General features: G+C 73.9%; 20 protein-coding genes. 4 read left to right on the forward strand and 16 right to left on the reverse strand.

The genetic code is table 11. The features are described from left to right. The first annotated feature begins 27 nt into the window (after positions 1–27). Positions 28–327, forward strand: coding sequence for a hypothetical protein (locus E1266_RS12920; RefSeq protein WP_132046590.1), 300 nt, complete (start codon positions 28–30; stop codon positions 325–327). A gap of 29 nt (positions 328–356) precedes the next feature. Here the strand turns inward: E1266_RS12920 and urtE are convergent, their stop codons facing one another. The 13 genes from urtE to E1266_RS12985 all read right to left on the reverse strand — a co-directional run bounded on the left by urtE (position 357) and on the right by E1266_RS12985 (position 12,358). Further along, on the reverse strand, positions 357–1,064 hold the full coding sequence (gene urtE / locus E1266_RS12925; RefSeq protein ID WP_243718391.1) for an urea ABC transporter ATP-binding subunit UrtE: 708 nt from the start codon (positions 1,062–1,064) through the stop codon (positions 357–359). 25 nt (positions 1,065–1,089) lie between these two features. Continuing rightward, on the reverse strand, positions 1,090–1,830 hold the full coding sequence (urtD, locus tag E1266_RS12930) for an urea ABC transporter ATP-binding protein UrtD (RefSeq protein ID WP_132046605.1): 741 nt from the start codon (positions 1,828–1,830) through the stop codon (positions 1,090–1,092). 59 nt (positions 1,831–1,889) lie between these two features. Next, positions 1,890–2,993, reverse strand: coding sequence for an urea ABC transporter permease subunit UrtC (gene urtC, locus E1266_RS12935; RefSeq protein ID WP_132046591.1), 1,104 nt, complete (start codon positions 2,991–2,993; stop codon positions 1,890–1,892). After that, on the reverse strand, positions 2,990–3,868 hold the full coding sequence (gene urtB / locus E1266_RS12940) for an urea ABC transporter permease subunit UrtB (RefSeq protein WP_132046592.1): 879 nt from the start codon (positions 3,866–3,868) through the stop codon (positions 2,990–2,992). Before urtB ends, urtC begins: the two co-directional genes overlap by 4 nt. 106 nt (positions 3,869–3,974) lie before the next feature. Next, positions 3,975–5,144, reverse strand: a complete 1,170-nt coding sequence (gene urtA, locus E1266_RS12945; RefSeq protein ID WP_243718396.1) for an urea ABC transporter substrate-binding protein — start codon at positions 5,142–5,144, stop codon at positions 3,975–3,977. Positions 5,145–5,481: 337 nt separating this feature from the next. Further along, a complete protein-coding gene (locus E1266_RS12950; protein WP_132046594.1) occupies positions 5,482–6,201 on the reverse strand; it encodes an urease accessory protein UreD in 720 nt (239 codons plus the stop codon). Further along, complete coding sequence (ureG, locus tag E1266_RS12955; RefSeq protein WP_132046595.1) at positions 6,198–6,911, reverse strand: urease accessory protein UreG; 714 nt, start codon at positions 6,909–6,911, stop codon at positions 6,198–6,200. Before ureG ends, E1266_RS12950 begins: the two co-directional genes overlap by 4 nt. A gap of 13 nt (positions 6,912–6,924) precedes the next feature. Further along, on the reverse strand, positions 6,925–7,617 hold the full coding sequence (locus tag E1266_RS12960; protein ID WP_132046596.1) for an urease accessory UreF family protein: 693 nt from the start codon (positions 7,615–7,617) through the stop codon (positions 6,925–6,927). Continuing rightward, entirely contained in the window at positions 7,617–9,335 is a 1,719-nt protein-coding gene (locus E1266_RS12965; protein WP_132046597.1) for an urease subunit alpha, read from the reverse strand. Before E1266_RS12965 ends, E1266_RS12960 begins: the two co-directional genes overlap by 1 nt. Then, positions 9,328–9,657, reverse strand: coding sequence for an urease subunit beta (locus E1266_RS12970; RefSeq protein WP_132046598.1), 330 nt, complete (start codon positions 9,655–9,657; stop codon positions 9,328–9,330). Before E1266_RS12970 ends, E1266_RS12965 begins: the two co-directional genes overlap by 8 nt. Further along, positions 9,654–9,956, reverse strand: a complete 303-nt coding sequence (locus E1266_RS12975; RefSeq protein ID WP_132046599.1) for an urease subunit gamma — start codon at positions 9,954–9,956, stop codon at positions 9,654–9,656. Before E1266_RS12975 ends, E1266_RS12970 begins: the two co-directional genes overlap by 4 nt. A gap of 210 nt (positions 9,957–10,166) precedes the next feature. Beyond that, a complete protein-coding gene (locus E1266_RS12980) occupies positions 10,167–11,414 on the reverse strand; it encodes an ArgE/DapE family deacylase (protein ID WP_243718392.1) in 1,248 nt (415 codons plus the stop codon). Beyond that, complete coding sequence (locus E1266_RS12985; protein ID WP_132046600.1) at positions 11,411–12,358, reverse strand: methionyl-tRNA formyltransferase; 948 nt, start codon at positions 12,356–12,358, stop codon at positions 11,411–11,413. The genes E1266_RS12980 and E1266_RS12985 overlap by 4 nt, the downstream gene beginning before the upstream one ends. 182 nt (positions 12,359–12,540) lie before the next feature. Here E1266_RS12985 and E1266_RS12990 point away from each other — a divergent pair, with 182 nt between their 5' ends. Then, a complete protein-coding gene (locus E1266_RS12990) occupies positions 12,541–13,857 on the forward strand; it encodes a lysine N(6)-hydroxylase/L-ornithine N(5)-oxygenase family protein (protein ID WP_132046601.1) in 1,317 nt (438 codons plus the stop codon). Positions 13,858–13,877: 20 nt separating this feature from the next. Here the strand turns inward: E1266_RS12990 and E1266_RS12995 are convergent, their stop codons facing one another. From E1266_RS12995 to E1266_RS13005, 3 genes are all read right to left on the reverse strand, one after another. Continuing rightward, entirely contained in the window at positions 13,878–14,666 is a 789-nt protein-coding gene (locus E1266_RS12995; RefSeq protein WP_207945609.1) for an ABC transporter ATP-binding protein, read from the reverse strand. Between the two features lie 91 nt (positions 14,667–14,757). Beyond that, the gene (locus tag E1266_RS13000) at positions 14,758–15,912 is read right to left on the reverse strand and encodes an iron chelate uptake ABC transporter family permease subunit (RefSeq protein ID WP_243718393.1); all 1,155 of its coding nucleotides are present in this window, start codon (positions 15,910–15,912) and stop codon (positions 14,758–14,760) included. Further along, complete coding sequence (locus E1266_RS13005; RefSeq protein ID WP_243718394.1) at positions 15,909–17,042, reverse strand: iron chelate uptake ABC transporter family permease subunit; 1,134 nt, start codon at positions 17,040–17,042, stop codon at positions 15,909–15,911. The genes E1266_RS13000 and E1266_RS13005 overlap by 4 nt, the downstream gene beginning before the upstream one ends. A 245-nt stretch (positions 17,043–17,287) precedes the next feature. Between E1266_RS13005 and E1266_RS13010 the strand changes: the two genes are divergently transcribed. Beyond that, a complete protein-coding gene (locus E1266_RS13010) occupies positions 17,288–18,268 on the forward strand; it encodes an iron-siderophore ABC transporter substrate-binding protein (RefSeq protein WP_132046603.1) in 981 nt (326 codons plus the stop codon). Between the two features lie 138 nt (positions 18,269–18,406). Further along, positions 18,407–22,130 (forward strand): amino acid adenylation domain-containing protein (locus tag E1266_RS13015; protein WP_243718395.1); only part of this gene is annotated, 3,724 nt, incomplete at its 3' end.

A 22,130-nucleotide genomic window follows, 5' to 3' on the forward strand; every position in this document is an offset into this window, starting at 1 on the left:
TTGGGGCATGGTGCCGTGGAGCGGGCGATGACCGGAGACGCGCAGCGGGCGAGGATCGCGGACGAGCTCGAGATGCGGGGCTCGCCCCTGTGCGACTGCGCGCGGCACGGGCCCGCGTTCAGCCGGGCCACCGGGGCGGCGATCGCGCACCACTGCGGCTGCGCGGCGGTGCGGGCGTCGGCGCTGGCCCGCCGCGCCGCGTCCGCCACCCGGCACGCCCGCGAGTGCGGCTGCGACGAGGCCGACCGCGAGGCCGCGCTGTACTGGGAGAGGGAGTTCGCCGCCCGCCGCCCCGGCGGCCACGTACCGGGCTCAGGTGCCTGCTGACCCGCGCGGCCGCCGTGCCGGCGCCGGGCTCAGACGGCGAGCAGGCGCTTGACCTCGTCGCTGCGCAGGTCCTCGGCGGTCCCGGAGTGCCGGACGACGCCGCCGTCGAGGATCGCGAACCTGTCGGCCAGGCGCAGGGCCAGGTCGAGGTACTGCTCCACGAGCAGGACGGCGAGGTCGTGCTCCCTGTGCAGCCGCTCGATGGCCTCCTCGATCTCCAGGATGATCGAGGGCTGGATGCCCTCGGTCGGCTCGTCCAGGATCAGGATCCGCGGCCGGGTCACCAGGGCCCGGGCGATCGCCAGTTGCTGCTGCTGCCCGCCCGACAGGAACCCCGCCCTGCGCTGCAGGAGCTCGGTCAGCCGCGGGAACACCGCCAGGGCGTCGTCGACGGCCCCGGGGTCGCGGCGACCCATCGCCTCCTGCGTCACCTGGAGGTTCTCCCAGACCGTCAGCTGCGGGAACGTCTCATGGCCCTGCGGCACGTAGCCCATGCCCGATCTGACCCGCTGGAAGGTGCTCGTCCGCGTGACGTCCGCGCCGTCGAAGACGACCGTGCCCGCCGTCGGCGCCAGCAGGCCCATGATCGTGTTGAGCAGGGTGGTCTTGCCCGCGCCGTTGCGGCCCATGACGCACGTCAGCTCGCCCGGACGCACCGCCAGATCCACGCCGAACAGCACGCGGGAGCGGCCGTAGGCGGTCTCCAGCCCGCTCACCCGCAGCATCACGTCGGTCATGCGGTGTCCCCGTTCCCATCGCGGGTCATCGGACCTCCCCGTTAGCGGATCGGCCGAGGTAGACCTCCTGGACCCGGGGGTCGTCCTGCACTGTGGCGACGTCCCCCTCCACCAGGACGGTGCCCTCGTGCAGGACCGTCACCTGCGACGCGTACCGCCGCAGGAACTCCATGTCGTGCTCGACGACGATGACGGTGTGGTCCATGGCGATCTCGGTGAGCAGTTCGCCGGTCCGCTCGCGCTCCGCCCGGCTCATGCCCGCCACGGGCTCGTCGAGGAGCAGCAGCCGGGGCCCCTGCACGATCAGCATCCCGATCTCCAGCCACTGCCGCTGGCCGTGCGAGAGCACCCTGGCGGGCCGGTCCGCCAGGTCCGCGAGCCCGGTCCGCTCCAGCGCGGCCGCCACGACGTCCGACACGCCGCGCCGCCGGCGCAGGAGCGTGACGAGCGGGCGGCGGAAGCTCGCGGCGAGGTCGATGTTCTCCACCACGGTGAGCTCCTCGAAGACCACGGACGTCTGGAACGTCCGGCCGATCCCGAGGCGCACGATCCGGTGCTCCGGGCGCCCGAGGAGGGACGTGCCGGCGAAGGTCACCGAGCCCTTCGACGGCCGGGTCAGCCCGGTGACGACGTCGAGCAGGGTGGTCTTGCCGGCCCCGTTCGGGCCGATCAGGAAGCGCAGTTCCCCCTGCTCCACGGTGAGGTCGATGCCGTCGACGGCCTTGAACCCGTTGAAGACGACCTCCAGCTCGCGGATCTCCAGCAGGGCCGGGGCACGGGCCCCGGTGGTCACGACCTGACCGTCGGCGGGCCGGGTGTGGGTGTTCACGCGGTCGCCGCCTCCTTCCGTTCGGCCGCGTCCGCCGCGGGGGGCGGTTCCGGGCGCGCCCCGGGCCGCCGGCGCGCGATCGCGTCGCCGGCCTGCCGGACGGCGCCGGCGATGCCCCCGGGCACCAGCACGATGACGAGGATGAACAGCAGGCCCTGCAGGTAGACCCAGCCGCTCGGGTACTGCTCGCTGAAGGCGGTGTGCGCCCAGTTGAGCAGCACGCCGCCGAGGACGGCGCCCGCCAGCGAGTACCGCCCGCCGATCGCCACCGCGACCACGAGCTCGATCGACGGGACGACCCCGAGCAGCGAGGGCGAGATGATGCCGACCACCGGCACGTACAGCGCGCCGGCGATGCCCGCCATGGCCGCCGAGACGGCGAACGCGATGGTCTTCACCGCGGCGGCGTTGTAGCCGAGGAATCGGACCCGGTCCTCCCCGTCCCGCACCGCGACGAGCAGCCTGCCGAAGCGGCTCTTCACCAGCTGGCGGGCCAGCAGGTACAACGTGCCCAGCACGATGGCCACCACGAAGTAGAGGACGCGTTTGGTGCCGTCGTCCTCTGGGTCGCGGCCGAAGACGTCGTAGAAGTGGGTGAGCCCGTTGGTGCCGCCGGTGAGGCCCTGCCGGCCCACCAGCCAGATCACGAACGCGGCGGCGAGGGCCTGGCTGAGGATCGCGAAGTAGGCGCCCCGCACCCGCTGCCGGAAGATCAGGTAGCCGAGCAGCGCGGCGGTCGCCGCCGGGACGAGCACGGCGGCGGCGATCGCGAACACCGGGCTCGCGAACGGCTTCCACAGCAGCGGCAGCTCCTCCACCCCGCTCCACACCATGAAGTCGGGGAGGTTGCCCGGCCCGGCGTCGTGGAGCTTGAGGTACATGGCCATCGAGTAGCCGCCCAGCCCGAAGAACACGCCCTGGCCGAGCGTGAGCATCCCGCCCTGCCCCCAGGCGAGCCCGATGCCGAGCGCGGCGATGGCGAAGCACAGGTACTTCGTGAGCAGGCCCAGCCGGAACGGGTCCAGCGCGGCCGGCGCGACCGCGAGGACCAGCAGCGCCACGGCGGCGAACAGCGCGACTCCGCGCCACCGGCCGGTCATGTCAGCGCCCGGCTGCGGAGGACGAACATGCCCTGCGGGCGCGCTTGCAGGAACGCCACGGTCGCCACGAAGACGATCACCTTGGCCAGGCTCGAGTCGGTCCAGAACTCCGCGTAGGAGTTGATCAGGCCGAGGACCAGCGCGGCGGCGACGGCGCCGCGCTGCCGGCCGAGCCCGCCCGCGACCACGACGAGGAAGGCGTCGACGATGTAGTACGTGCCGAGGTTGGGGCCGACCGGGCCGATCAGCGTCAGCGCGACGCCGGCGATCCCGGCGAGGCCGGAGCCGATGAAGAACGTGAGCCGGTCGACCCGCTCGCTGTTGACGCCGCTGCACTCGGCGAGCTGCCGGTTCTGCATCACGGCCCGCATCCGCCGGCCCTGCCGGGTCCGGTTCTGGTAGGTCCAGATCGCGAGCACCGACAGCGCCGCGACGGCGAGGATGAACAGCCGGGTGTAGGGCACCTGCGAGCCGAACATCGGGATGCCGCCGCTCAGCCAGCCGGGGGCGCGGACCTGGACGTTGGGCGCCCCGAAGATGTCCCGGGCGAGCTGCTGGAGGACGAGGCCGACCCCCCAGGTGAGGAGCAGCGTGTCGAGCGGGCGTCCGTAGAAGCGGCGGATCGCCGTCCGCTCCAGGACCAGGCCCATCGCGCCGGCGGTCAGGAAGGCGGCGGGCAGGGCCACCACGACCGCCTGCCTCCCCGCCCAGTCCTGGAGAACGTAGGCGGTGTAGGCGCCCACCATGATGAACTCGCCGTGGGCCATGTTGATCACCCCCATCTGGCCGAAGGTGAACGTCAGGCCCAGTGCCGCCAGCAGCAGCACCGCGGCGATGCTGAGGCCGATCGGCAGCTGGCTGAGCAGGGCTTCCATGTGCCTCCTCGATGCCTGTTCGCGGGCAGGGTCTCCGAGCGGGGTCGCCGGGCGGCTCGCCGGGCGGATCCCCGGCCGGGGCGTGCCCGGCCGGGGACGGAGCGGATCAGGACAGGCCCGCGGCCCAGGGGTAGCTCTTGAGGTACGGGTCCGGTGCGATGGGCTTGCCGGAGTTCCAGGTCTCCTTGATCGTCCCGTCGGGCTGGATGACGCCGATGCGGGCCGTTTTGTGCATGTGGTGGTTGGCGCCGTCGATCGTCACCTTGCCCTCGGGCAGTTCGAGGGAGATGCCGCCGGCGGCCTTCTTCACCGCCTCGGGGTCGGTGCTGCCGGCCTTCTCGGCCGCGGCGGCCCACAGCTTCACGGCGTTGTAGCCGGCCTCCATCGGGTCCGAGGTGACCTTGTCCGGGCCGTACTTGGCCTTGAACGCCTTCACGAACGCCTCGTTCGTCTTGCCCGGGGTGGTCATGTAGTAGTTCCACGCCACGAGCTGGCCCGCGATGTTGTCGACCCCGATGCCCTTGACCTCCTCCTCGGCGATGCTCACGGACATCACCGGAAGCGACGAGGCGGTGGCGCCGGCGCTCTTGAGCTGCTTGAAGAACGCGACGTTGCTGTCACCGTTGAGGGTGTTGAACACCGCGTCGGGTTTCGCCTGCATGACCTTGTTGACGAGCGTGCCGTACTCCGTCGACCCCAGCGGCGTGTACTCTTCCCCGGCGATCGTCATCCCGTTGGCCGCGGCATAGGCTTTGATCACCTTGTTCGCGGTGCGCGGGAAGACGTAGTCGCTGCCGACGAGGAAGATCTTCTTCTTTCCCTGCTCCTTCAGATAGTCCAGTGCCGGGACGATCTGCTGATTGGTCGTGGCCCCGGTGTAATAGATATAGGGCGAGCTTTCCAGCCCTTCGTACTGGACCGGGTACCAGAGCAGGGCCTTGTTGCGTTCGAAAACCGGCAGCATCGCCTTGCGGCTGGCCGAGGTCCACCCGCCGAACACCGCGGCGACCTTGTCCCGGCGGATGAGCTTCTGCGCCTTCTCCGCGAAGGTGGGCCAGTCGGACGCGCCGTCCTCGACGACCGGTTCCAGCTTCTTGCCGAGGACGCCGCCGGCGGCGTTGACCTCCTCGATCGCCATCAGCTCGGCGTTCTTGACGGTGACCTCGCTGATGGCCATCGTCCCGCTCAGCGAGTGGAGGACGCCGACCTTGACGGTGTTCCCGGCGGGCGAGGCGGCGCCGTCGCCCGTGCCGGTCTCACCGCCGCACGCGGTCAGCGCCAGCAGCGCCGCGGTCGCCAGCGAGCCGAGCCTCAGCAGAGATTTTCCGTGCACGTACCACTCCTCGCGGATAGGCCCCGAAACCGTTCTTCGCCGCTTACAGAATTGCGTTTCCTTGTTTCCGGTGACGGTTCGGAAACGTTAAGGCGGTGTTAATCGGGTGGCCCGGTATTCGCGGCGGACGGCAGTAGGCACCCGTAACTCCGAAATGGTCGTCCAGCTGGAACCGTGGGCGCGTCTTTGCGAACCGGGTCAATGGAAACCCTGCGCTGTATCCCCGGTGATTCCGGCGTGTTTCCAGTGCGTGAATACGGGCTCACGGCCGCCGCGGCGGTCAGGTGCGGGCGCGCTCCTCGCCATGGCGGAGCCGCCGGCGGAGCGTCGCGGAGTCGGGCGCGAGCGCGGTGACCAGCACGCCGGGGCCGGCGAGCGGCATGACCGCGAGCCCGTCGGCCGCGTACGGCTCCACCGCCAGGCCGGGCCCCACGAGCAGCACGTTCCCGGTGCAGCGCGCGTCGCCCAGGACGGCGCCGCTGGTGTAGAGGCCGGGGTCGGGCAGCCGCAGCTCGTTCCGCAGCAGGGGCCGGCCGCCGACGGTGACGTCGACGCGGCCGCTGTAGCGGCCCGCGGGCTCGCCGTGCCGGCCCAGGACGAGCTCCTCGCGCCAGCGGAGCGTGGCCCCGGCCTCCAGCGCGAAGTCGGTGACGGCGCGATGGCGGCAGCCCGCGGCGGCGACCGCCGGCTCCAGGGCTAGGTCGAGGTGGGCCCCGTGCCCGACCGCGGCCCGGACGCGCGTCGTGGACTCGCCCCGGCCGGGGAGCAGCAGGGTGCTCGCGACCGAGCGGACCGCGAGCTCGGCGCCCGCCGCGACCTCCAGGTCGAGGTTCAGCTCGTCGCCCCCGAGCGGTCCCGCCGCGGCGCCGACCAGGTGGACGGCGTCCGGGGTGGCGCGGAGCGCGTACGGCCCGTCCGAGCGCAGTCTCGTCAGCCGGACCCGCCCGGCGCCGTCCCGTTCGGCGCGCACGGCGGCGTGCGCGGTGTAGTGCCGGGTCACGGGGCCCCGGTGGGGAGCGCCGCGTCCGCGGAGCCCGGCGCCGGCCCGGCGCTCCGGTGCTCGGCGAGGACGGACCGGACCCAAGCGGCGATCTCCGGGGCGCCGGGGTCCTCGCGCAGCGAACTGAAGACCACCGGCCTGCCGCCGCGGACCCGCGCGGCGTCGCGGTCCATGACCCCCAGGTCGGCGCCGACCAGCGGGGCCAGGTCGGTCTTGTTGACGACCAGCAGGTCCGCGCCGCTCACCCCGGGGCCGCCCTTGCGGGGGACCTTGTCGCCGCCCGACACGTCGAGGACGAAGATCTGCCGGTCGGCGAGGCCCCGGCTGAAGGTCGCGGTCAGGTTGTCGCCGCCGCTCTCCACGATCACCAGGTCGAGCCGGCCGTGCCGCCGCTCCAGCGACTCCACGGCGTCCAGGTTGGCGGAGATGTCGTCGCGGATGGCCGTGTGCGGGCAGCACCCGGTGCGGACGGCGGTGATCCGGTCGTCCGGCAGCACCGCGTTGCGGCGCAGGAAGTCGGCGTCCTCGGTCGTGTAGATGTCGTTGGTCACCACGGCCAGGTCGAGTTCGCGGCCGAGCGTCCGGCACAGCGCCGCCACCAGGGCGGTCTTGCCGCTGCCGACCGGTCCGCCGACGCCCAGCCGCAGCGGCCGCCCGCGGGCGGGGGCCGCCGGGTGCGGGTCCTGGAGGTGATCGTGGTTCGTGCCCATCGGGATCCTCTCGTCACGACTCGAACAGGCGCGGGTCCGCCCGGAGGTGCAGCTCGGCGAAGACGTCGAGCGCGGGCGCCGACGCGGCCGGGAGCGCCGCCGGGTCGCCGTCCGCGAAGTCGGCGGCCTCGGCGGCGACGGCGTCCACCCGCGGCGCCAGTTCGGCGAGCGCGCGGTGCACCGCCAGCGGGTCGAGGGCGAGCAGCCGCACGGCCGCCGACGCCGGTCCGGTGACCGCCCCGTACGCGCTGATCGAGGCCGCGTGCGCGGGCGTGCCGCCGGCCGCGGCGACGGCGGCGCCGAGGACGAGCGGGTGGTGCGGCGCCGGGAAGGCCGCGAGCGCGTCGAGCGCCGGGTGCGGCGACGCGGTGCGGACGGCGCGCAGCAGCGACCTGCCCTGGGACCGGGAGGCCCGCCGCTGCGCGGGCGACGGCGTCCTGGCGTCCGCCTCGGCGTCCAGCACGGCCCAGCCGCCGTCCCGCCCATGGCCGGCCGCCGCGCGGGCGGCGTGGGCGCAGGCGGCGGCCGCGAGGGCGGCCGTGACGAGACCGGTCGTCGCGAGGCGCCCGCGCAGGAAGCCTGCCAGCGTCGGCACGTCGGTGACCGCGCCCGCGGCCGCCGCGGGCTCCAGGCCGCCCGAGTGCGCGTGGCCGCCGGCGGGCAGCCGGGAGTCGGCCAGAAGCAGCAGCGGCGCGGGAAGGAGCATCAGAACAGGAAGTAGCGCTGGGCCATCGGCAGTTCCGTCGCCGGGGCGGGCTCCACCTCGTCGCCGTCGATGGACACGGTGAAGGTGTCCGGGTCGACCTCGATGCGCGGCAGCGCGCCGTTGAGGAGCATGTCCCGCTTGCCGATGCCGCGGGTGTCCTTGACCGGCACCAGGTCGCGGCGCACGGCCAGCCGGTCGGCGATGCCCGCGTCGGCCGCGGCGGGGGACACGAAGTGCACGGACGTGCTCGCGGCGGTGAGCGGGGCGGCGCCGAACATCGGGCGCGGCAGGACCGGCTGCGGCGTGGGGATCGAGGCGTTGGCGTCGCCCATCGCCGCCCAGGCGATCATTCCGCCCTTCAGCACCACCTGGGGGCGGACGCCGAAGTAGGCCGGGTGCCACAGCACCAGGTCGGCGAGCTTGCCCGGCTCCACGGAACCGACCTCGGCGTCGAGGCCGTGCGCGATCGCCGGGTTGATCGTGTACTTGGCGACGTAGCGGCGGGCCCGCAGGTTGTCGGCCGGGTCGGCGGGGCCGCCCAGCGGGCCGCGGCGGAGCTTCATGACGTGCGCGGTCTGCCAGGTCCGCAGCACGGTCTCGCCGATCCGCCCCATGGCCTGCGAGTCGGAGCCGATCATCGAGATGGCGCCCAGGTCGTGCAGGACGTCCTCGGCGGCCATGGTCGTGGGCCGGATGCGCGACTCGGCGAAGGCCAGGTCCTCGGGCACCGACGGGTCGAGGTGATGGCACACCATCAGCATGTCGAGGTGCTCGTCGAGGGTGTTGACGGTGTGCGGCCGGGTCGGGTTGGTCGACGAGGGCAGCACGTTGGGGTGCCCGGCGATGGTGATGATGTCGGGCGCGTGCCCGCCGCCCGCGCCCTCGGTGTGGTAGGCGTGCACCGACCGGCCGCCGACGGCGGCCAGCGTGGACTCGACGTACCCGGCCTCGTTGAGGGTGTCGGAGTGCAGCGCGACCTGGACGCCGGACGCGTCGGCGACGCGCAGGCAGGCGTCGATGGCCGCCGGGGTGGAGCCCCAGTCCTCGTGGAGCTTGAAGCCCGCCGCGCCGGCGCGCAGCTGCTCCCACAGGGCCTCCTCGCCGACCGTGTTGCCCTTGCCGAGCAGCGCGACGTTCACCGGCCAGGTGTCGAGCGCCTCCAGCATCCGGCCCATGTACCAGGCGCCGGTCACGGTGGTGGCCTTGGAGCCCTCGGCCGGGCCGGTGCCGCCGCCGATGAGCGTGGTGACCCCGGAGCCGAGCGCCTCCTCCAGGAGCTGCGGGCAGATGAGGTGGACGTGGGAGTCCACGGCGCCCGCCGTCAGGATGCGGCCGTTGCCGGCGAGGACCTCGGTGGAGGGGCCGATGACGAGGTCCGGGTGGACGCCGTCCATCGTGTCGGGGTTGCCGGCCTTGCCGAGCGCGACGATCCTGCCGTCGCGGACTCCGACGTCGGCCTTCACGATCCCCCAGTGGTCGAGGACCACGGCGCCGGTGATCACCAGGTCCAGGGCGCCCTCGGCGCGGGTGGCGCGCGCCTGCCCCATCGACTCCCGGATCACCTTCCCGCCGCCGAAGACCACCTCGTCGCCGGCTCCCGCGCCGCGGCTGCGGTCCTCGGTGACCTCGATGAACAGGTCGGTGTCGGCCAGCCGGACCCGGTCCCCGGCGGTGGGGCCGTACAGCCGGGCGTACCGGTCCCGCGACAGCTCAGCCATCCAGCGCACCCGCTCTCTCCGCGCGGAGCCCCGGCACCACCCGGCGCCCGGCCAGCGGCACCAGGTCGACCTCCCGGGTCAGGCCCGGCTCGAAGCGCACCGCGGTCCCGGCGGGGACGTCCAGCCGGTGCCCCCAGGCGGCGTCGCGGTCGAACTCCAGCGCCGGGTTCGCCACCGCGAAGTGGTAGTGGGAGCCGACCTGGACGGGCCGGTCGCCGGTGTTGGCGACGGTGACGCGCACCCGGGCGCGGCCGGGGTTGAGCTCGACCGGCGGGCCGTCCGCCGGCACGACCTCGCCGGGGACGAGCGGACGCGCCGTCACGGGATCGGCCTGTGCACGGTGACGAGCTTGGTGCCGTCGGGGAACGTCGCCTCCATCTGCACCGAGTCGAGCATCTCCGGAACGCCCTCCATGACGTCCTCGCGGGTCAGCACCGCGCGCCCGGACTCCATCAGCTCGGCGACCGTGCGCCCGTCCCGGGCGCCCTCCAGCACGTGGACCGCGATGATGGCGGTCGCCTCCGGCTGGTTCAGCCGCAGGCCGCGGCCGCGGCGCTCGCGCGCGACCGACGCCGCGACGTGCAGGAGCAGGCGCTCCTGCTCATGTGGGCTGATCAACACGGTCGGCACATTACCGGCGGGAAAAGGGCGCGAACGGAATCCGGTACGGATTTAACGGCGAGTTAACGCCGCATCGCCGCACCATGGACCGCTCTCCTCGGTGGCGGTATGCGGCATCAGCAGGCCCAGGAGCTCGTCCAGCAGCGGCACGGCATCGCCGCACCGGCCCTGGGCGATGGCCCTCCGTCGGGAGGGCGCGCTCCACGCGCCTCAGTGGGTTCCGCAGTACGAGTGGGCCAAAGCGGTCAGGGTCCGGGCGGCGGTGGCCACCTCGGTCAGGGACACGTGCTCGTCGGGGGCGTGCATGCAGGCGACATCACCCGGGCCGTACTGGACGGTCGGGATGCCGCCGAGGCCGGTGAGGAGGCGCAGGTCGCTGCCGTAGGGGGCGCCCCAGACGGCGGGCGCCTCGCCCGTGACGCCGGTGTGGGCCTCGGTGATGCCTTCCAGCAGTCCGTTGTCGTGGTGGGGGAGGCGGCAGGAGGCGAAGCGGCCGCCCCACCACTCGACCTCGACGGGATGGCGGGACAGCCAGTCGTCGGAGGCGCAGACGTTCGCGACCGTCCGTTCGAGGGCGTGGCGGGCGGCGTGCTCGGGCTCGTCCAGGGCGACGCCGATCCGGCCCTCGGCGACCAGGTCGTCCGGGACGGTGGAGGACCAGTCGCCGGCGCGGACGGTGCCGATCTCGATCGCGTAGGGGAGCCTCCAGCGCGCCATCAGGGGGTCGGGGCCGGTGTTGCGGCGCCGTTCCAGGTCGCGGAGCGCGGTGAAGACCGGCAGGAACAGCTCCACCGCGCTCACGCCGGTGTCGCGGCGCGCCGCGTGGGCGCCCCGGCCGCGGATCCGGAGCCGGAACGTCAGCGCCCCGGCGTTCGCGGGAACGACCCCGAGGCCGGTCGGCTCGGGGATCACGCAGGCGTCGGCGCGCCAGCCGCGGCTCAGGAGCGCGTAGGTGCCGAGGCCGCCGTCCTCCTCGCCGGGGACGCAGGCGATCAGCACGTCGCCGCGCGGCCGCGCGCGGCGCAGGGCCCGCACCGCGAACAGCGCGGCGACCAGGCCGCCCTTCATGTCGCAGGCGCCGCGCCCGTAGAGGCGGTCGCCGACGATGCGGCCGCTGAACGGGTCGCCGCTCCAGGCCGACGGATCGCCCGGCGGCACGACGTCGACGTGGCAGTCGAAGAGCAGGGAGCGGCCGCCGCCGGTGCCGGGGAGGCGGCCGACCACGCCCCACGCCTCGGTGCGCGCGGCCTCCATGCCGGGGAAGTCCGGCTCGGCGGCCAGGTCCGCGACGGGGATCGGCCAATGGTCGACCTCCAGGCCCTCCGCCCGCAGCCACGCCGCGAGCCGGTCCTGGATCCCGGTCTCCGCCGGCGAGCCGCCGACACTGGGGACGCGGACCAGGTCGGCGAGGAGGCCGGCCATCGCTGGGTCCGGCTCCGCCGGGGCCGCCCCGCTCACGGGCGGTCGGTGAGGTAGCCGCCCATCTTGCGGAAGTACTCGGTGGCGGGCAGGTCGGTGCCGTCCTCGGTGCGGACGCGTTCGATGAGCAGGCCGCGGCTGCGGCCGCGCCGGGCGTCGGCCCCGGCGACGATGACCACGCCGTCGCCCTCCCGGATGAAGACGCGGCCGGGGGTGCCCCCGTAGACGCCCTTGGAGACCGACGCCTTCAGGACGCGGACGCGCTCGCCCTTGTAGTGCGTGAAGGCGTTGGGGTACGGGTCGCACTGCGCGCGGACGAGGCGCTCGATGTCCTCGGCGGGCCAGGTCCAGTCGATGCGGCCGTCCTCGATGGAGCGCTTGTGGAAGAAGCTGGCCTTCGAGCGGTCTTGCGGCGTGAAGTCGGTGCGGCCGGACGCGATGAAGTCCAGCGACTCGGCGACGATCGGGCCGATGAGGTCGACGGTGCGGTGGAACAGGTCGGCGGCGGTGTCCGACGGGCCGACCGGGACGGCCCGCTGCACGACGATGTCGCCGGCGTCCAGTTCCTCGTTCATCATGTGCGCGGTGACGCCGACCTCCTCCTCGCCGTTGATGAGCGCCCAGATGATCGGGGAGAAGCCGGCGTAGGCGGGCAGCAGCGAGTCGTGGACGTTGAGCGTGCCGCGCCGGGGGAGCCCGAAGATCTGCGGCGGGATCCAGGTGCGCCAGTTGTTGGCCACGATGAGGTCGGGGTCGGCCTCCTTCAGGCGCCCCATCAGCTCCTCGTCGTCGGGGCGGTTGCGCAGCAGGACCGGCACGCCGTGCTCGGCGGCCAGGTCGGCGACCGAGTCGTCCCAGATCTTCTCGTAGGCGTGGTCGCTCTTGGGATGCGTGACGACCAGGACGACCTCGTGATCCGACTCCAGCAGTGCCCGGAGCGTGCGGTGTCCCCAGGTCTGGTAGCCGAACATCACGACCCGCATATGGCCTCCTTGTGCCGTCGATCGAGGAAGGTTAGGCTCACCTTCATTAGGTAAACCTAACCTAAATCATGTGCCGGATCAGGGGAAGCCGGTGGCCCGTGCGATATGTGCCGGATCACAGGCGCCGCCGACCCGGCGCAGGTATGCCCGGCCCAGTCCCGTCCCCCCGGAAAGGCCCGTCCATGCTCCCCTCGGACACGCATGTCCACGATCTCGTCGGAATAGGCTTCGGCCCCTCGAACCTCGCGCTGGCGATCGCGCTGCGGGAGCGGCAGGAGGGGCACGGCGAGGCGATCGACGCGGTGTTCCTGGAGAAACAGCCGCAATTCGGCTGGCACCGCGGAATGCTCATCGAGGGCACGACCATGCAGGTCTCCTTTCTCAAGGACCTGGTCACCCTGCGCAATCCGGCCAGCGGATTCGGCTTCCTCAGCTACCTGCAGGACCGCGGCCGGCTGCCCGACTTCATCAACCACAAGACGATGTTCCCCTCGCGGGCGGAATTCCACGACTACCTGGACTGGGCCGCCTCCGCATTCGATGACCAGGTCGAATACGGTTCCGAAGTGGTCGGCGTCACACCGGTCGCCTCGGGCGGTGTCGTCGAGTACCTCGACGTGGTCGTCCGGCAGGGCGGCCGCTCCGACGAGCTCACCACGCGGCGCACCCGCAACCTGGTGGTCGCGGCGGGCCTGGCGCCGGTGCTGCCCGAGGGAACGGTGGCCGGCGACCGCATCTGGCACAGCGAGGAACTGCTCGACCGCGCCCCCGGCCTGCGCGACCCGCGGCGGCTGCTGGTGGTGGGCGCCGGGCAGAGCGCCGCGGAGGTCACCGACTACCTGCACCGCACGTTCACCGGCGCCGAGGTGTGCGCGGTCTTCGCCAAGTACGGCTACACGCCCGCCGACGACAGCTCGTTCGCCAACCGGGTCTTCGACCCCCTGGCGGTCGACCACTTCTTCGCGGCCCCCGAGGAGGTGAAGCGGACGCTGATGGACTACCACCGCTCCACCAACTACTCGGTGGTCGACCTGGAGCTCATTGACGAGCTCTACCGGCGGCACTACCAGGAGAAGGTGGCGGGGAGGGAGCGGCTGCGCATCCTCAACGCGTCCCGGATCGTGGACGTCGCGGCCGACGGCGCGGGGGTGCGGGCCTCGGTGGAGTTCCTGCCGACCGGCGAGCGCATCGTGCTGGACGCCGACGCGCTCGTCTACGCGACCGGGTACCGGCCGTGCGACCCGCTGACCCTGCTCGGCGAGGCGGGGGAGTATTGCCCGCGGCTGCCGTCCGGCGCGGTGCACGTGGAACGCGACTACAGCATCGGCACGAGCGCGGCGATGACGTGCGGCATCTACCTGCAGGGCGCCACCGAGCACACGCACGGCATCGGCTCCACGCTGCTGTCCAACACCGCCGTCCGCGCCGGGGAGATCGCCGACTCGGTCGCCGCGCGGCTGCGGGCCCGGTCCCGCGACTCGTACGCGGTCGGGCGCTGAGGGAGAGGGCCGGGGACCGGTCAGGCGGTCTCCCGGCCTCCGGCCCGCCCGGCTCCGTGGTGGCGTCCCATCGGGATGACCAGGGGGGTGCCGCTGACCGGGTCGGTGGTGACCTGGCAGCGCAGCCCGAAGACGTCCTCGACCAGCGCGGCGTCGACCGCCTCGCCGGGCGGCCCCTCGGCCACGATCGCGCCGGACTTCATCACGATGACGTGGTCGGCGTACCGGCACGCCTGGTTCAGGTCGTGCAGCACCATCACCACGGTGCGGCCCTCATGCCGGTTCAGGTCGACGATCAGGTCGAGCACGTCGACCTGGTGCGCGAGGTCCAGGTAGGTGGTCGGCTCGTCCAGCAGCAGGATGGGGGTGCCCTGGGCCACGGCCATCGCGATCCAGGCCCGCTGCCGCTGGCCGCCGGACAGCTCGTCGACCGGGCGGTCGGCGTACTCCAGCGTCCCGGTCGCGCGCAGCGCCGCGGTCACCGCGTCCTCGTCGGCCGACGACCACTGCCGCCACCACGTCTGGTGCGGGGCGCGGCCCTGGCCGACCAGGTCCACGACCGTCAGCCCCTCCGGCGCCACCGGCGACTGCGGCAGGATGCCGAGGCGCCGCGCGACCTGCCGGGTGGGCATCGCGTGGATGGACCGCCCGTCGAGGTGGACCGTGCCGCCGCGCGGCGCCAGCAGCCGGGCCAGCGCGCGCAGCAGCGTCGACTTGCCGCACGCGTTCGCGCCGATGATCGCGCTGATCTTCCCGGGCGGGACGGCGAGGTCGAGGTCCTCGACCACCACGCGGTCGTCGTAGGCCAGCCGGAGCCCGCTCGCCCGGAGCTCCGGCCCGGTCGGCTCCGCCGCGCCGGACGGGGCGGTGAGGTGGGAGGACGAGGTTCGTGTCACGGGTTCAGCCTCCAGAGCCGATGCGGTTGGCGCGGGCGAGGAGCCAGAGCAGGAACGGCGCGCCGAGCACGCCGGTGATGACGCCGACCGGCAGCTCCAGGTCCGGGAACAGCCGCCGGCCGAGCAGGTCGCAGCCGAGGACGACCAGCGCGCCGGTGACCGCGGAGGCGGTCAGCGGCGGCCGGGCGGTGCCGGCGAGCCGCAGCGCGATCTGCGGCGCGGCCAGCGCCACGAACGCGACCGGGCCCGCCGCCGCGGTGGCGAACGCCACGAGGCCGACGGCCGCGCACAGCAGCGCCAGCCGCGCCCGCTGCACCGGGACGCCGAGCCCGCCCGCCACCTGGTCGCCGAGGTGCAGCGCGCGCAGCCACGGGCTGAGCACCAGCACCAGCGGCACGAGCACCGCCAGCGCGAGGACGAGCGGGCGGGCGCTCTCCCAGCCCCGGCCGTTCAGGTTGCCGACGAGCCATCCCACGGCCTCCTGCGCCTGGTAGGTCTTCGCGCGGACGATGAGGTACTGGGTGGCGCTGACGCACACCCAGTTCACGCCGATGCCGACGAGGACGATGCGGAAGCCGGTGGTGCCGCGCTTCCAGGCCAGGACGTAGATGAGCACGGCGGTGAGCAGCGCCCCCGTCAGGCCCAGCGTCTGGGTGCCGAGGCCCGCGCCGAGGCCGAGCACGATGCCGCCGACCACGGCGACGCCCGCGCCCTGCGTGATGCCCAGCATGTCCGGGCTGGCGAGGGGGTTGCGGGTGAGGGTCTGGAAGATCGCGCCGGACACGCCGAAGGCCGCGCCGGCGAGCATCCCGGCCAGGGCCCGCGGCAGCCGGAACTCCTGGACGATGAGCCTGGCGCCCGGGTCGCCGCCGCCCCACAGCGCCGGCACCGCCTCGGTCACGGGCAGCGGGAACTCGCCGGTGGTCAGGCTCACGCACAGCACTGCGAAGGTCGCGCAGGCCAGGGCCGCGCACGTCACCAGCAGCCGGGGCCGCACGACCCCCGACACGGGCGGCCGGGCGAGCCGCACGGCGGTCCGCCCGCCGACCCGGGAGACCTCGATCACGCTCGTGCTCCCCCGTCCGGGCCGGTGCTCGTAACTGGTCGTGGTGCGGCTGGTCGTGGTGCGCGGGCCGGGCCGCTCGCGGGCGGCGCTCACAGCTCGGCGAGGCGGCGACGGCGGATCAGGGCGATGAAGAACGGCGCGCCGAGGAACGCGGCGACGATGCCGACGTCGATCTCCTGGGGGCGGGCCACGACCCGTCCGATGATGTCGGCGGCCAGGAGCAGGCAGGGCGCCAGCAGCGCGGTCAGCGGGAGGAGCCAGCGCTGGTCCGGCCCGCTGAGGGCGCGCACGGCGTGCGGGACGACCAGCCCGATGAAGACGATGGGACCCGCGACCGCGACGGCCGCTCCGGTCAGCAGCATCACCGAGAGCGCGCCCCGCAGGCGGATCCGCCCCAGCCGCCGGCCCAGCGCGGCCGCGACGTCGTCGCCGAGCGCGATGTTGTTCAGCGCGGGCGTGATGCTCACCGCCAGGATCGCGCCGCCCACCAGGAACGGCAGGACCTGCAGGATCGTGGTGGTCTCCTGCCCGGCGAGCGAGCCGGACGCCCAGTAGCGGTACCGGTTGAGCACCTGCGGGTCGATCAGCGAGACGCCGCGGGTGACCGACTCCAGCATGAACGTGACGGCGATCCCGGCGAGCGCCAGCTTGACCGGCGTCTGGCCGCCGCGGCCCAGCCCGCCCACGACGTACACCACGACGCTCGCGGCCAGGGCGCCGGCGAAGGCGAACCAGACGTAGCCGTACAGCGAGGTCATGCCCATGACCCCGACGGCGAGCATCAGCGCGAAGGCGGCGCCCGCGCTGACGCCGAGCAGGCCGGGGTCGGCCAGCGGGTTGCGGGTCAGCGCCTGCATGACGGCTCCGGCGACCCCGAGCGCGGATCCGGCGAGGACGCCGAGGAGGGTGCGGGGGACCCGCACGTCCCACACGATGCGGCCGATCTGGGTGTCGTGCGGCCCGGTGAGGACCGCGAGCACCTGGCCGAGGGGGATCTGGCGGCTGCCAACGGCGATCGACAGCGCGCACAGGAGGACGAGAAGGCAGAGCGCCCCCGCGAGTAACAGGAGCCGGTGGACCCGTGACCGCCCGAAGCCGGCGCCGGATCGCACGCCGCGGCCGCCGGGGTGCGGGACGTCCGAGACGCCCGGGGGCGCCTTCCCTTCGGCCCGCCCGGCCCGTTCCGCGGCCAGCGGGCCGGGCGACCGGGTCTCTTCCGTCACGTGGATCACAACCTGTCCGGTGGGGGGCCGGTCGCGGTCCCGGGAGCGGGATCGCGGTTAGGTGAGCCATACCTTATCGGGTCGACCTTGTGCTTAGGTAAGCCTTACCTTAGCATCGCAGCGGTGCCGGGCTTCGCAGCAGTTCCCCCTGCCCGGCCGTCCCCCCAATCCCCGATATTGAAGGGCAGCCGATGTCCCCCACATCGCGAACGCCGGCCGGTATACCGCTCCTCGGGAAGATCACCATGGCCCTGGTGACCGTCCTGCTCCTGACCCTGGGCCTCGCGGCCTGCGGCGGCGAGGAGACGGGCTCGGGCGGTGCCGGCGAGGCCGCCGCCGGGGCCGGCTTCCCCGTGAGCGTCCGGCACAAGTACGGGACGACCGAGATCAAGACGGCGCCCGAGCGGGTGGTGACCGTCGGGATGACCGACCAGGACGCGGTGCTGGCGCTGGGCGTGCAGCCCGTCGGGGTCGTGGAGTTCACCGGGCTCGGCCTGAGCGTCGGCGAGTACCCCTGGAGCGCGCAGAAGTGGCAGGGCGCCAAGCCCGAGGTCGTGGGACAGCGCGAGGACCTGGAGTTCGAGAAGATCGCCGCGCTGCGGCCCGACGTGATCATCGGCCTCTACACCGGGATCACCAAGGCGGACTACGACAAGCTCTCCAAGATCGCTCCCACCGTCGCGCAGTCCGCCGACCACGCCGACTACGCGATGCCGTGGCAGGAGATGACGCTGGTCACCGGGCGAGCGCTCGGCAAGGAGGCCGAGGCCAAGGAGGTCGTCGCCGGGGTCGAGCGGGCCTTCGCCGAGGCGCGCGAGAAGAACCCGGCGCTCGCCGGCAAGTCGTTCGCCGTCGCCGACCCGTTCAAGCCCGGCCAGTACGCCGTCTTCGGGCCGACCGACCCCAAGGTCGAGTTCATGAAGGGCCTGGGCATGGCCGTCCCGGACGCGGTCGCCAAGGCGGCCGGCAAGGAGCAGGCCGCCGTCATCGGCTCCGAGCGGCTGGACATCGTCGACGTCGACAGGCTGATCTTCCTGACGTCCGTCCCGGACGCCGAGAAGGCCGTCGAGAAGGACGACGTGTACACCGGCCTGAAGGTGGCCGAGGAGGACCGCGTCGTCTTCGTGCCGTACAACCCGACCGGCGCGGCGGTCTCCTTCAACACCGTGCTGAGCATCCCCTACGCGATCGGCCAGATGGTGCCGCTGCTCACCAAGGCGGGCTGACGCCCGCACGGAAGGACCACCGGACGACACCGCGCGAGAGGACCGGGCCGGCCGGCGACGCCGGCCCGGTCGCGGGATTGGGCAAGCCAGGAGTGTGCGAGCGCGGCCGGCCGTGCCGGCCGTGGCGGAGGTGCGGTTGTGACCCAGGAATTCGCCGCTGACCAGATCACCGCCGAAGCGGGGGCGGAGCCTTCCCCGGCGGAACTCCACCGGATCCTCGTCGAATGGAACGACACCGCCTGCCGGGTGCCGCAGGCGACGCTCCCCGAGATGTTCCGGGCGCGGGTCCGGCGGCACCCGGACGCGGTGGCGGTGGTGTTCGGCGACACGGAACTGACCTATGCCGAGGTGGACGCGCGGGCGAACCGGCTGGCGCACGCCCTGGCCGGCCGCGGCGCCGGGCCCGAGCGGGTCGTGGCGCTGGCGCTGCCGAGGTCGCCGGACCTGATCGTGGCGGAGCTGGCCGTGCTCAAGGCGGGCGCCGCCTACCTGCCGCTCGACCCGGACTACCCGGCGGAACGCCTCGCCTTCATGCTGGACGACGCCCGGCCGGTCTGCCTGGTCACGACCGGGGAGCTGGCGGAGGCCGTGCCCGACGGCGCCGGGACGTCGCGCCTGCTGCTCGACCTGCCCGAGGTCGCCGCCGAGGTCGCCGCCGGCCCCGGCACGGATCCCGATGTCGCGCTCGACGTCCGGAACGCCGCGTACGTGATCTACACCTCCGGCTCCACCGGCCGGCCCAAGGGCGTCGTCGTCACCCACTCCGGTGTGGCCAAGCTGGTCGCCACGCAGTCGGAGCGGCTCGGCGTCGGACCGCACAGCCGGGTCCTGCAGTTCGCATCTCCCAGCTTCGACGTCGCGTTCTGGGACCTGTGCCTCGGGCTGCTCTCCGGGGGGCGGCTGGTGATCGTCCCGTCCGAGCGGCGGGTGCCCGGCCCGGAGCTGGCCGACTACGCCGCCGAGCACGACGTCGACTTCATGATCCTGCCCCCGGCGCTGCTCGCCACGATGCCGGAGGACTGCACGCTGCCGGCCGGCGCCACCCTGCTCGCCGGCACCGAGCGCGTCTCGGCGGAGCTGGTGGCCCGCTGGTCGCCCGGCCGGAACATGTTCAACGCGTACGGGCCCACCGAGGCGACGGTCAACTCGACGCTCGGCGAGTGCCCGGACGACCCGGCGCCGGGCTCGACCGTCCCGATCGGGCGCCCGGACCCGGGCACCCGCGCCTACGTGCTGGACGACGCCCTCCGCCCCGTCCCGGCGGGGGTGACGGCGGAGCTGTACCTCGGCGGCTCGGGGCTGGCCCGCGGCTACCTCGGCCGCCCCGGCCTGACCGCCGAGCGGTTCGTCGCCGACCCGTTCGGCCCGCCCGGCGGGCGGCTGTACCGCACCGGGGACCTGGTGCGGTGGCTGCCCGACGGCCGGCTGGAGTTCGCGGGGCGCGCCGACGACCAGGTGAAGATCCGCGGCTTCCGGGTCGAGCCGGCCGAGATCGAGGCCGTGCTCGGCGGGCACCCGTCGGTCGCGCAGACGGCGGTCGCCGTCCGCGAGGACCGGCCGGGCGACCGGCGGCTCGTCGCCTACGTCGTGCCCGCCGCGGGAGCCCCGGCGCACCGCGACGAGGACCGGGAGCGCGAGCAGGTCGGCGAGTGGAAGCGCCTCCACGAGCTGCTCTACACCGCCGTCGCGTCCGGCGACGGCGGCCTGGCGGAGAGCTTCACCGGCTGGAACAGCACCTACGACGGCCGCCCCATCCCCCTGGACGAGATGCGGGAGTGGCGGGAGGCGACCGTCGGGCGGATCCTGTCGCTGCGGCCCCGGAGGGTGCTGGAGATCGGCGTCGGCAGCGGGCTGATCCTGTCGGGGGTCGCGCCGCACTGCGAGTCGTACTGGGGCACCGACCTGTCCGAGGAGGCGGTCACCGCGCTGCGCGGCCGGGTCGGCGGCGTCCCCGGCCTCGCCGGCCGGGTCGAGCTGCGGGCCCAGCCCGCGCACGACTTCGGCGGCCTGCCCCGCGGCCGCTTCGACACCGTGGTCGTCAACTCGGTGGCGCAGTACTTCCCGAGCGCCGACTACCTCGCCCAGGTGCTCCGGTCGGCGGTGGACCTGCTGGCCCCGGGCGGCAGCGTGTTCGTCGGGGACGTCCGCAACCTGCGGCTGCTGCGCACCCTGCGGGCCGCCGTGGAGGTCACGCGCCACGCCGGCGAGATCGCGCCCGAGGCCGTCCCGGAGCTGCGGTCGGCGGCCGAGCAGGCGGTGCGCTGGGAGGGCGAGCTGCTCCTCGACCCGGACTTCTTCCCCGCCCTGGCGCAGAGCGTCGACGGCGTCAGCGCGGTGGACCTGCGGATCAAGCGCGCCCGGCACCACAACGAGCTGAGCAGGCACCGCTACGACGTGGTCCTGCGCACCCGGACCGATGACGTGCCGGACGACGCGCGGCAGGCGCGCGAGCTGGGCTGGGGCACGGACGTCGCCGACCTCGCGGCGCTGGCGGAGCGGCTGGCCGAGCGGCCGCCCCTGCTGCGGGTCAACGGCGTGCCCAACGCCCGCCTGACGCCCGACCTGGAGGCCCAGCGGGCACTGTGGCCTGGAGAGCCGCTCCCCGAGGCGATCGACCCCGAGGCGCTCTGGAGCCTGGGGGAGGAGTCCGGCTACACGGTGACGGCGACCTGGTCCGGCGATGCTGCGGACGGCTCGGTCGACGTGGTCTTCGCCGCCCCCGGCGTCGATCCCGGCGAGGTCTACCGGCCGCGCGGCGGCGCCGGTGCCGCGCCGTCCGCGTACGCCAACACGCCGTCCGGCTTCCGCGACGCGGGCGCCCTCGTGCACGCCCTGCGCGCCCACCTGCGGGACCGGCTGCCCGCCTACATGGTGCCCGCGGCGTTCGTGCCGCTGGCCGAGCTGCCGGTGCTGCCCAGCGGCAAGATCGACCGCGCGGCGCTGCCCGCCCCGGACTACGCCGCCCAGGCCGCCTCCCGCCGCCCGGCCCCGGCGGCGGGCCCCGCCCGCCTGTCCGACCGGGCCCTGCGGGCGCGCGCGGAACTGCTGTGCGGCGTGTACGCCGAGGTCCTCGGCCTGCCGGACGTCGGCGCCGACGACGACTTCATCGAGCTCGGCGGCGACAGCATCCTGGCGATCCAGGTGCTCATCAGGGCGCGTGCGGCCGGCCTCACGCTCTCGGCGGGGGACGTCTTCCGGAACCGCACCGCCGCCGCGCTCGCCGCCGCGGCGTCCACGGGGGAGGAGCCCGCTCCCGCCACCGGGGACACCGGTGGGGACGTCGAAGAACCGCTGGTGCGCCTCGGCGACGCCGACGCCCGCCGGCTCGCGGAACTCCCCGGCGGTGCCGCCGAGGTGCTGCCGCTCACGCCGCTGCAGGAGGGCTTCCTCTTCCACACCCTCGTCGACGAGCCGTCCGGCAACGTCTACGTCGTCCAGCACGTCATCGACCTGCGCGGGCCCCTCGACGCGGAGGCGCTGCACCGGGCCATGCAGGCCGTCCTCGACCGGCACGCCCCGTTGCGGGCCGGATTCGTCCGCCTGGACGACGGGCGGATCGTGCAGGCAGTCCCCGGGGGGCGGGTCGCCGTGCCATGGCGCGAGGTCGACCTCGGGGGCCTCGGCCCCGCCGAGCGCGCGGAGCAGGCCGCGGCCGTGGCGGCGGAGGAGAACGCCCGCGGCTTCGACCTGGAACGGCCGCCGCTGCTGCGCTGCACGCTCGTCCGGCACGACCGCGACCACCACGCCCTGGTGCTGATGTTCCACCACATCGTGGCGGACGGCTGGTCGGTGCAGGTCATGCTCCGCGAGCTCCTGGAGTTCTACGAGCACCCCGGGACCGCGGACGCCGGAACGCGTCCCC

It is taken from the genome of Actinomadura sp. 7K534 (assembly GCF_004348575.1).
In the GTDB taxonomy this organism is placed as follows: Bacteria; Actinomycetota; Actinomycetes; order Streptosporangiales; family Streptosporangiaceae; genus Spirillospora; species Spirillospora livida.

Bases quoted from the DNA above. Each gene is read 5' to 3' on its own strand.
- E1266_RS12960 (WP_132046596.1), bottom strand. From the start codon at position 7,617: ATGCTCCTTCCCGCGCCGCTGCTGCTTCTGGCCGACTCCCGGCTGCCC.
- E1266_RS12920 (WP_132046590.1), top strand. From the start codon at position 28: ATGACCGGAGACGCGCAGCGGGCGAGGATCGCGGACGAGCTCGAGATG.
- E1266_RS13010 (WP_132046603.1), top strand. From the start codon at position 17,288: ATGGCCCTGGTGACCGTCCTGCTCCTGACCCTGGGCCTCGCGGCCTGC.
- urtB (WP_132046592.1), bottom strand. From the start codon at position 3,868: ATGGAAGCCCTGCTCAGCCAGCTGCCGATCGGCCTCAGCATCGCCGCG.
- E1266_RS12965 (WP_132046597.1), bottom strand. From the start codon at position 9,335: ATGGCTGAGCTGTCGCGGGACCGGTACGCCCGGCTGTACGGCCCCACC.
- E1266_RS12985 (WP_132046600.1), bottom strand. From the start codon at position 12,358: ATGCGGGTCGTGATGTTCGGCTACCAGACCTGGGGACACCGCACGCTC.
- ureG (WP_132046595.1), bottom strand. From the start codon at position 6,911: ATGGGCACGAACCACGATCACCTCCAGGACCCGCACCCGGCGGCCCCC.
- urtE (WP_243718391.1), bottom strand. From the start codon at position 1,064: ATGACCGACGTGATGCTGCGGGTGAGCGGGCTGGAGACCGCCTACGGC.
- E1266_RS12990 (WP_132046601.1), top strand. From the start codon at position 12,541: ATGCTCCCCTCGGACACGCATGTCCACGATCTCGTCGGAATAGGCTTC.
- urtC (WP_132046591.1), bottom strand. From the start codon at position 2,993: ATGACCGGCCGGTGGCGCGGAGTCGCGCTGTTCGCCGCCGTGGCGCTG.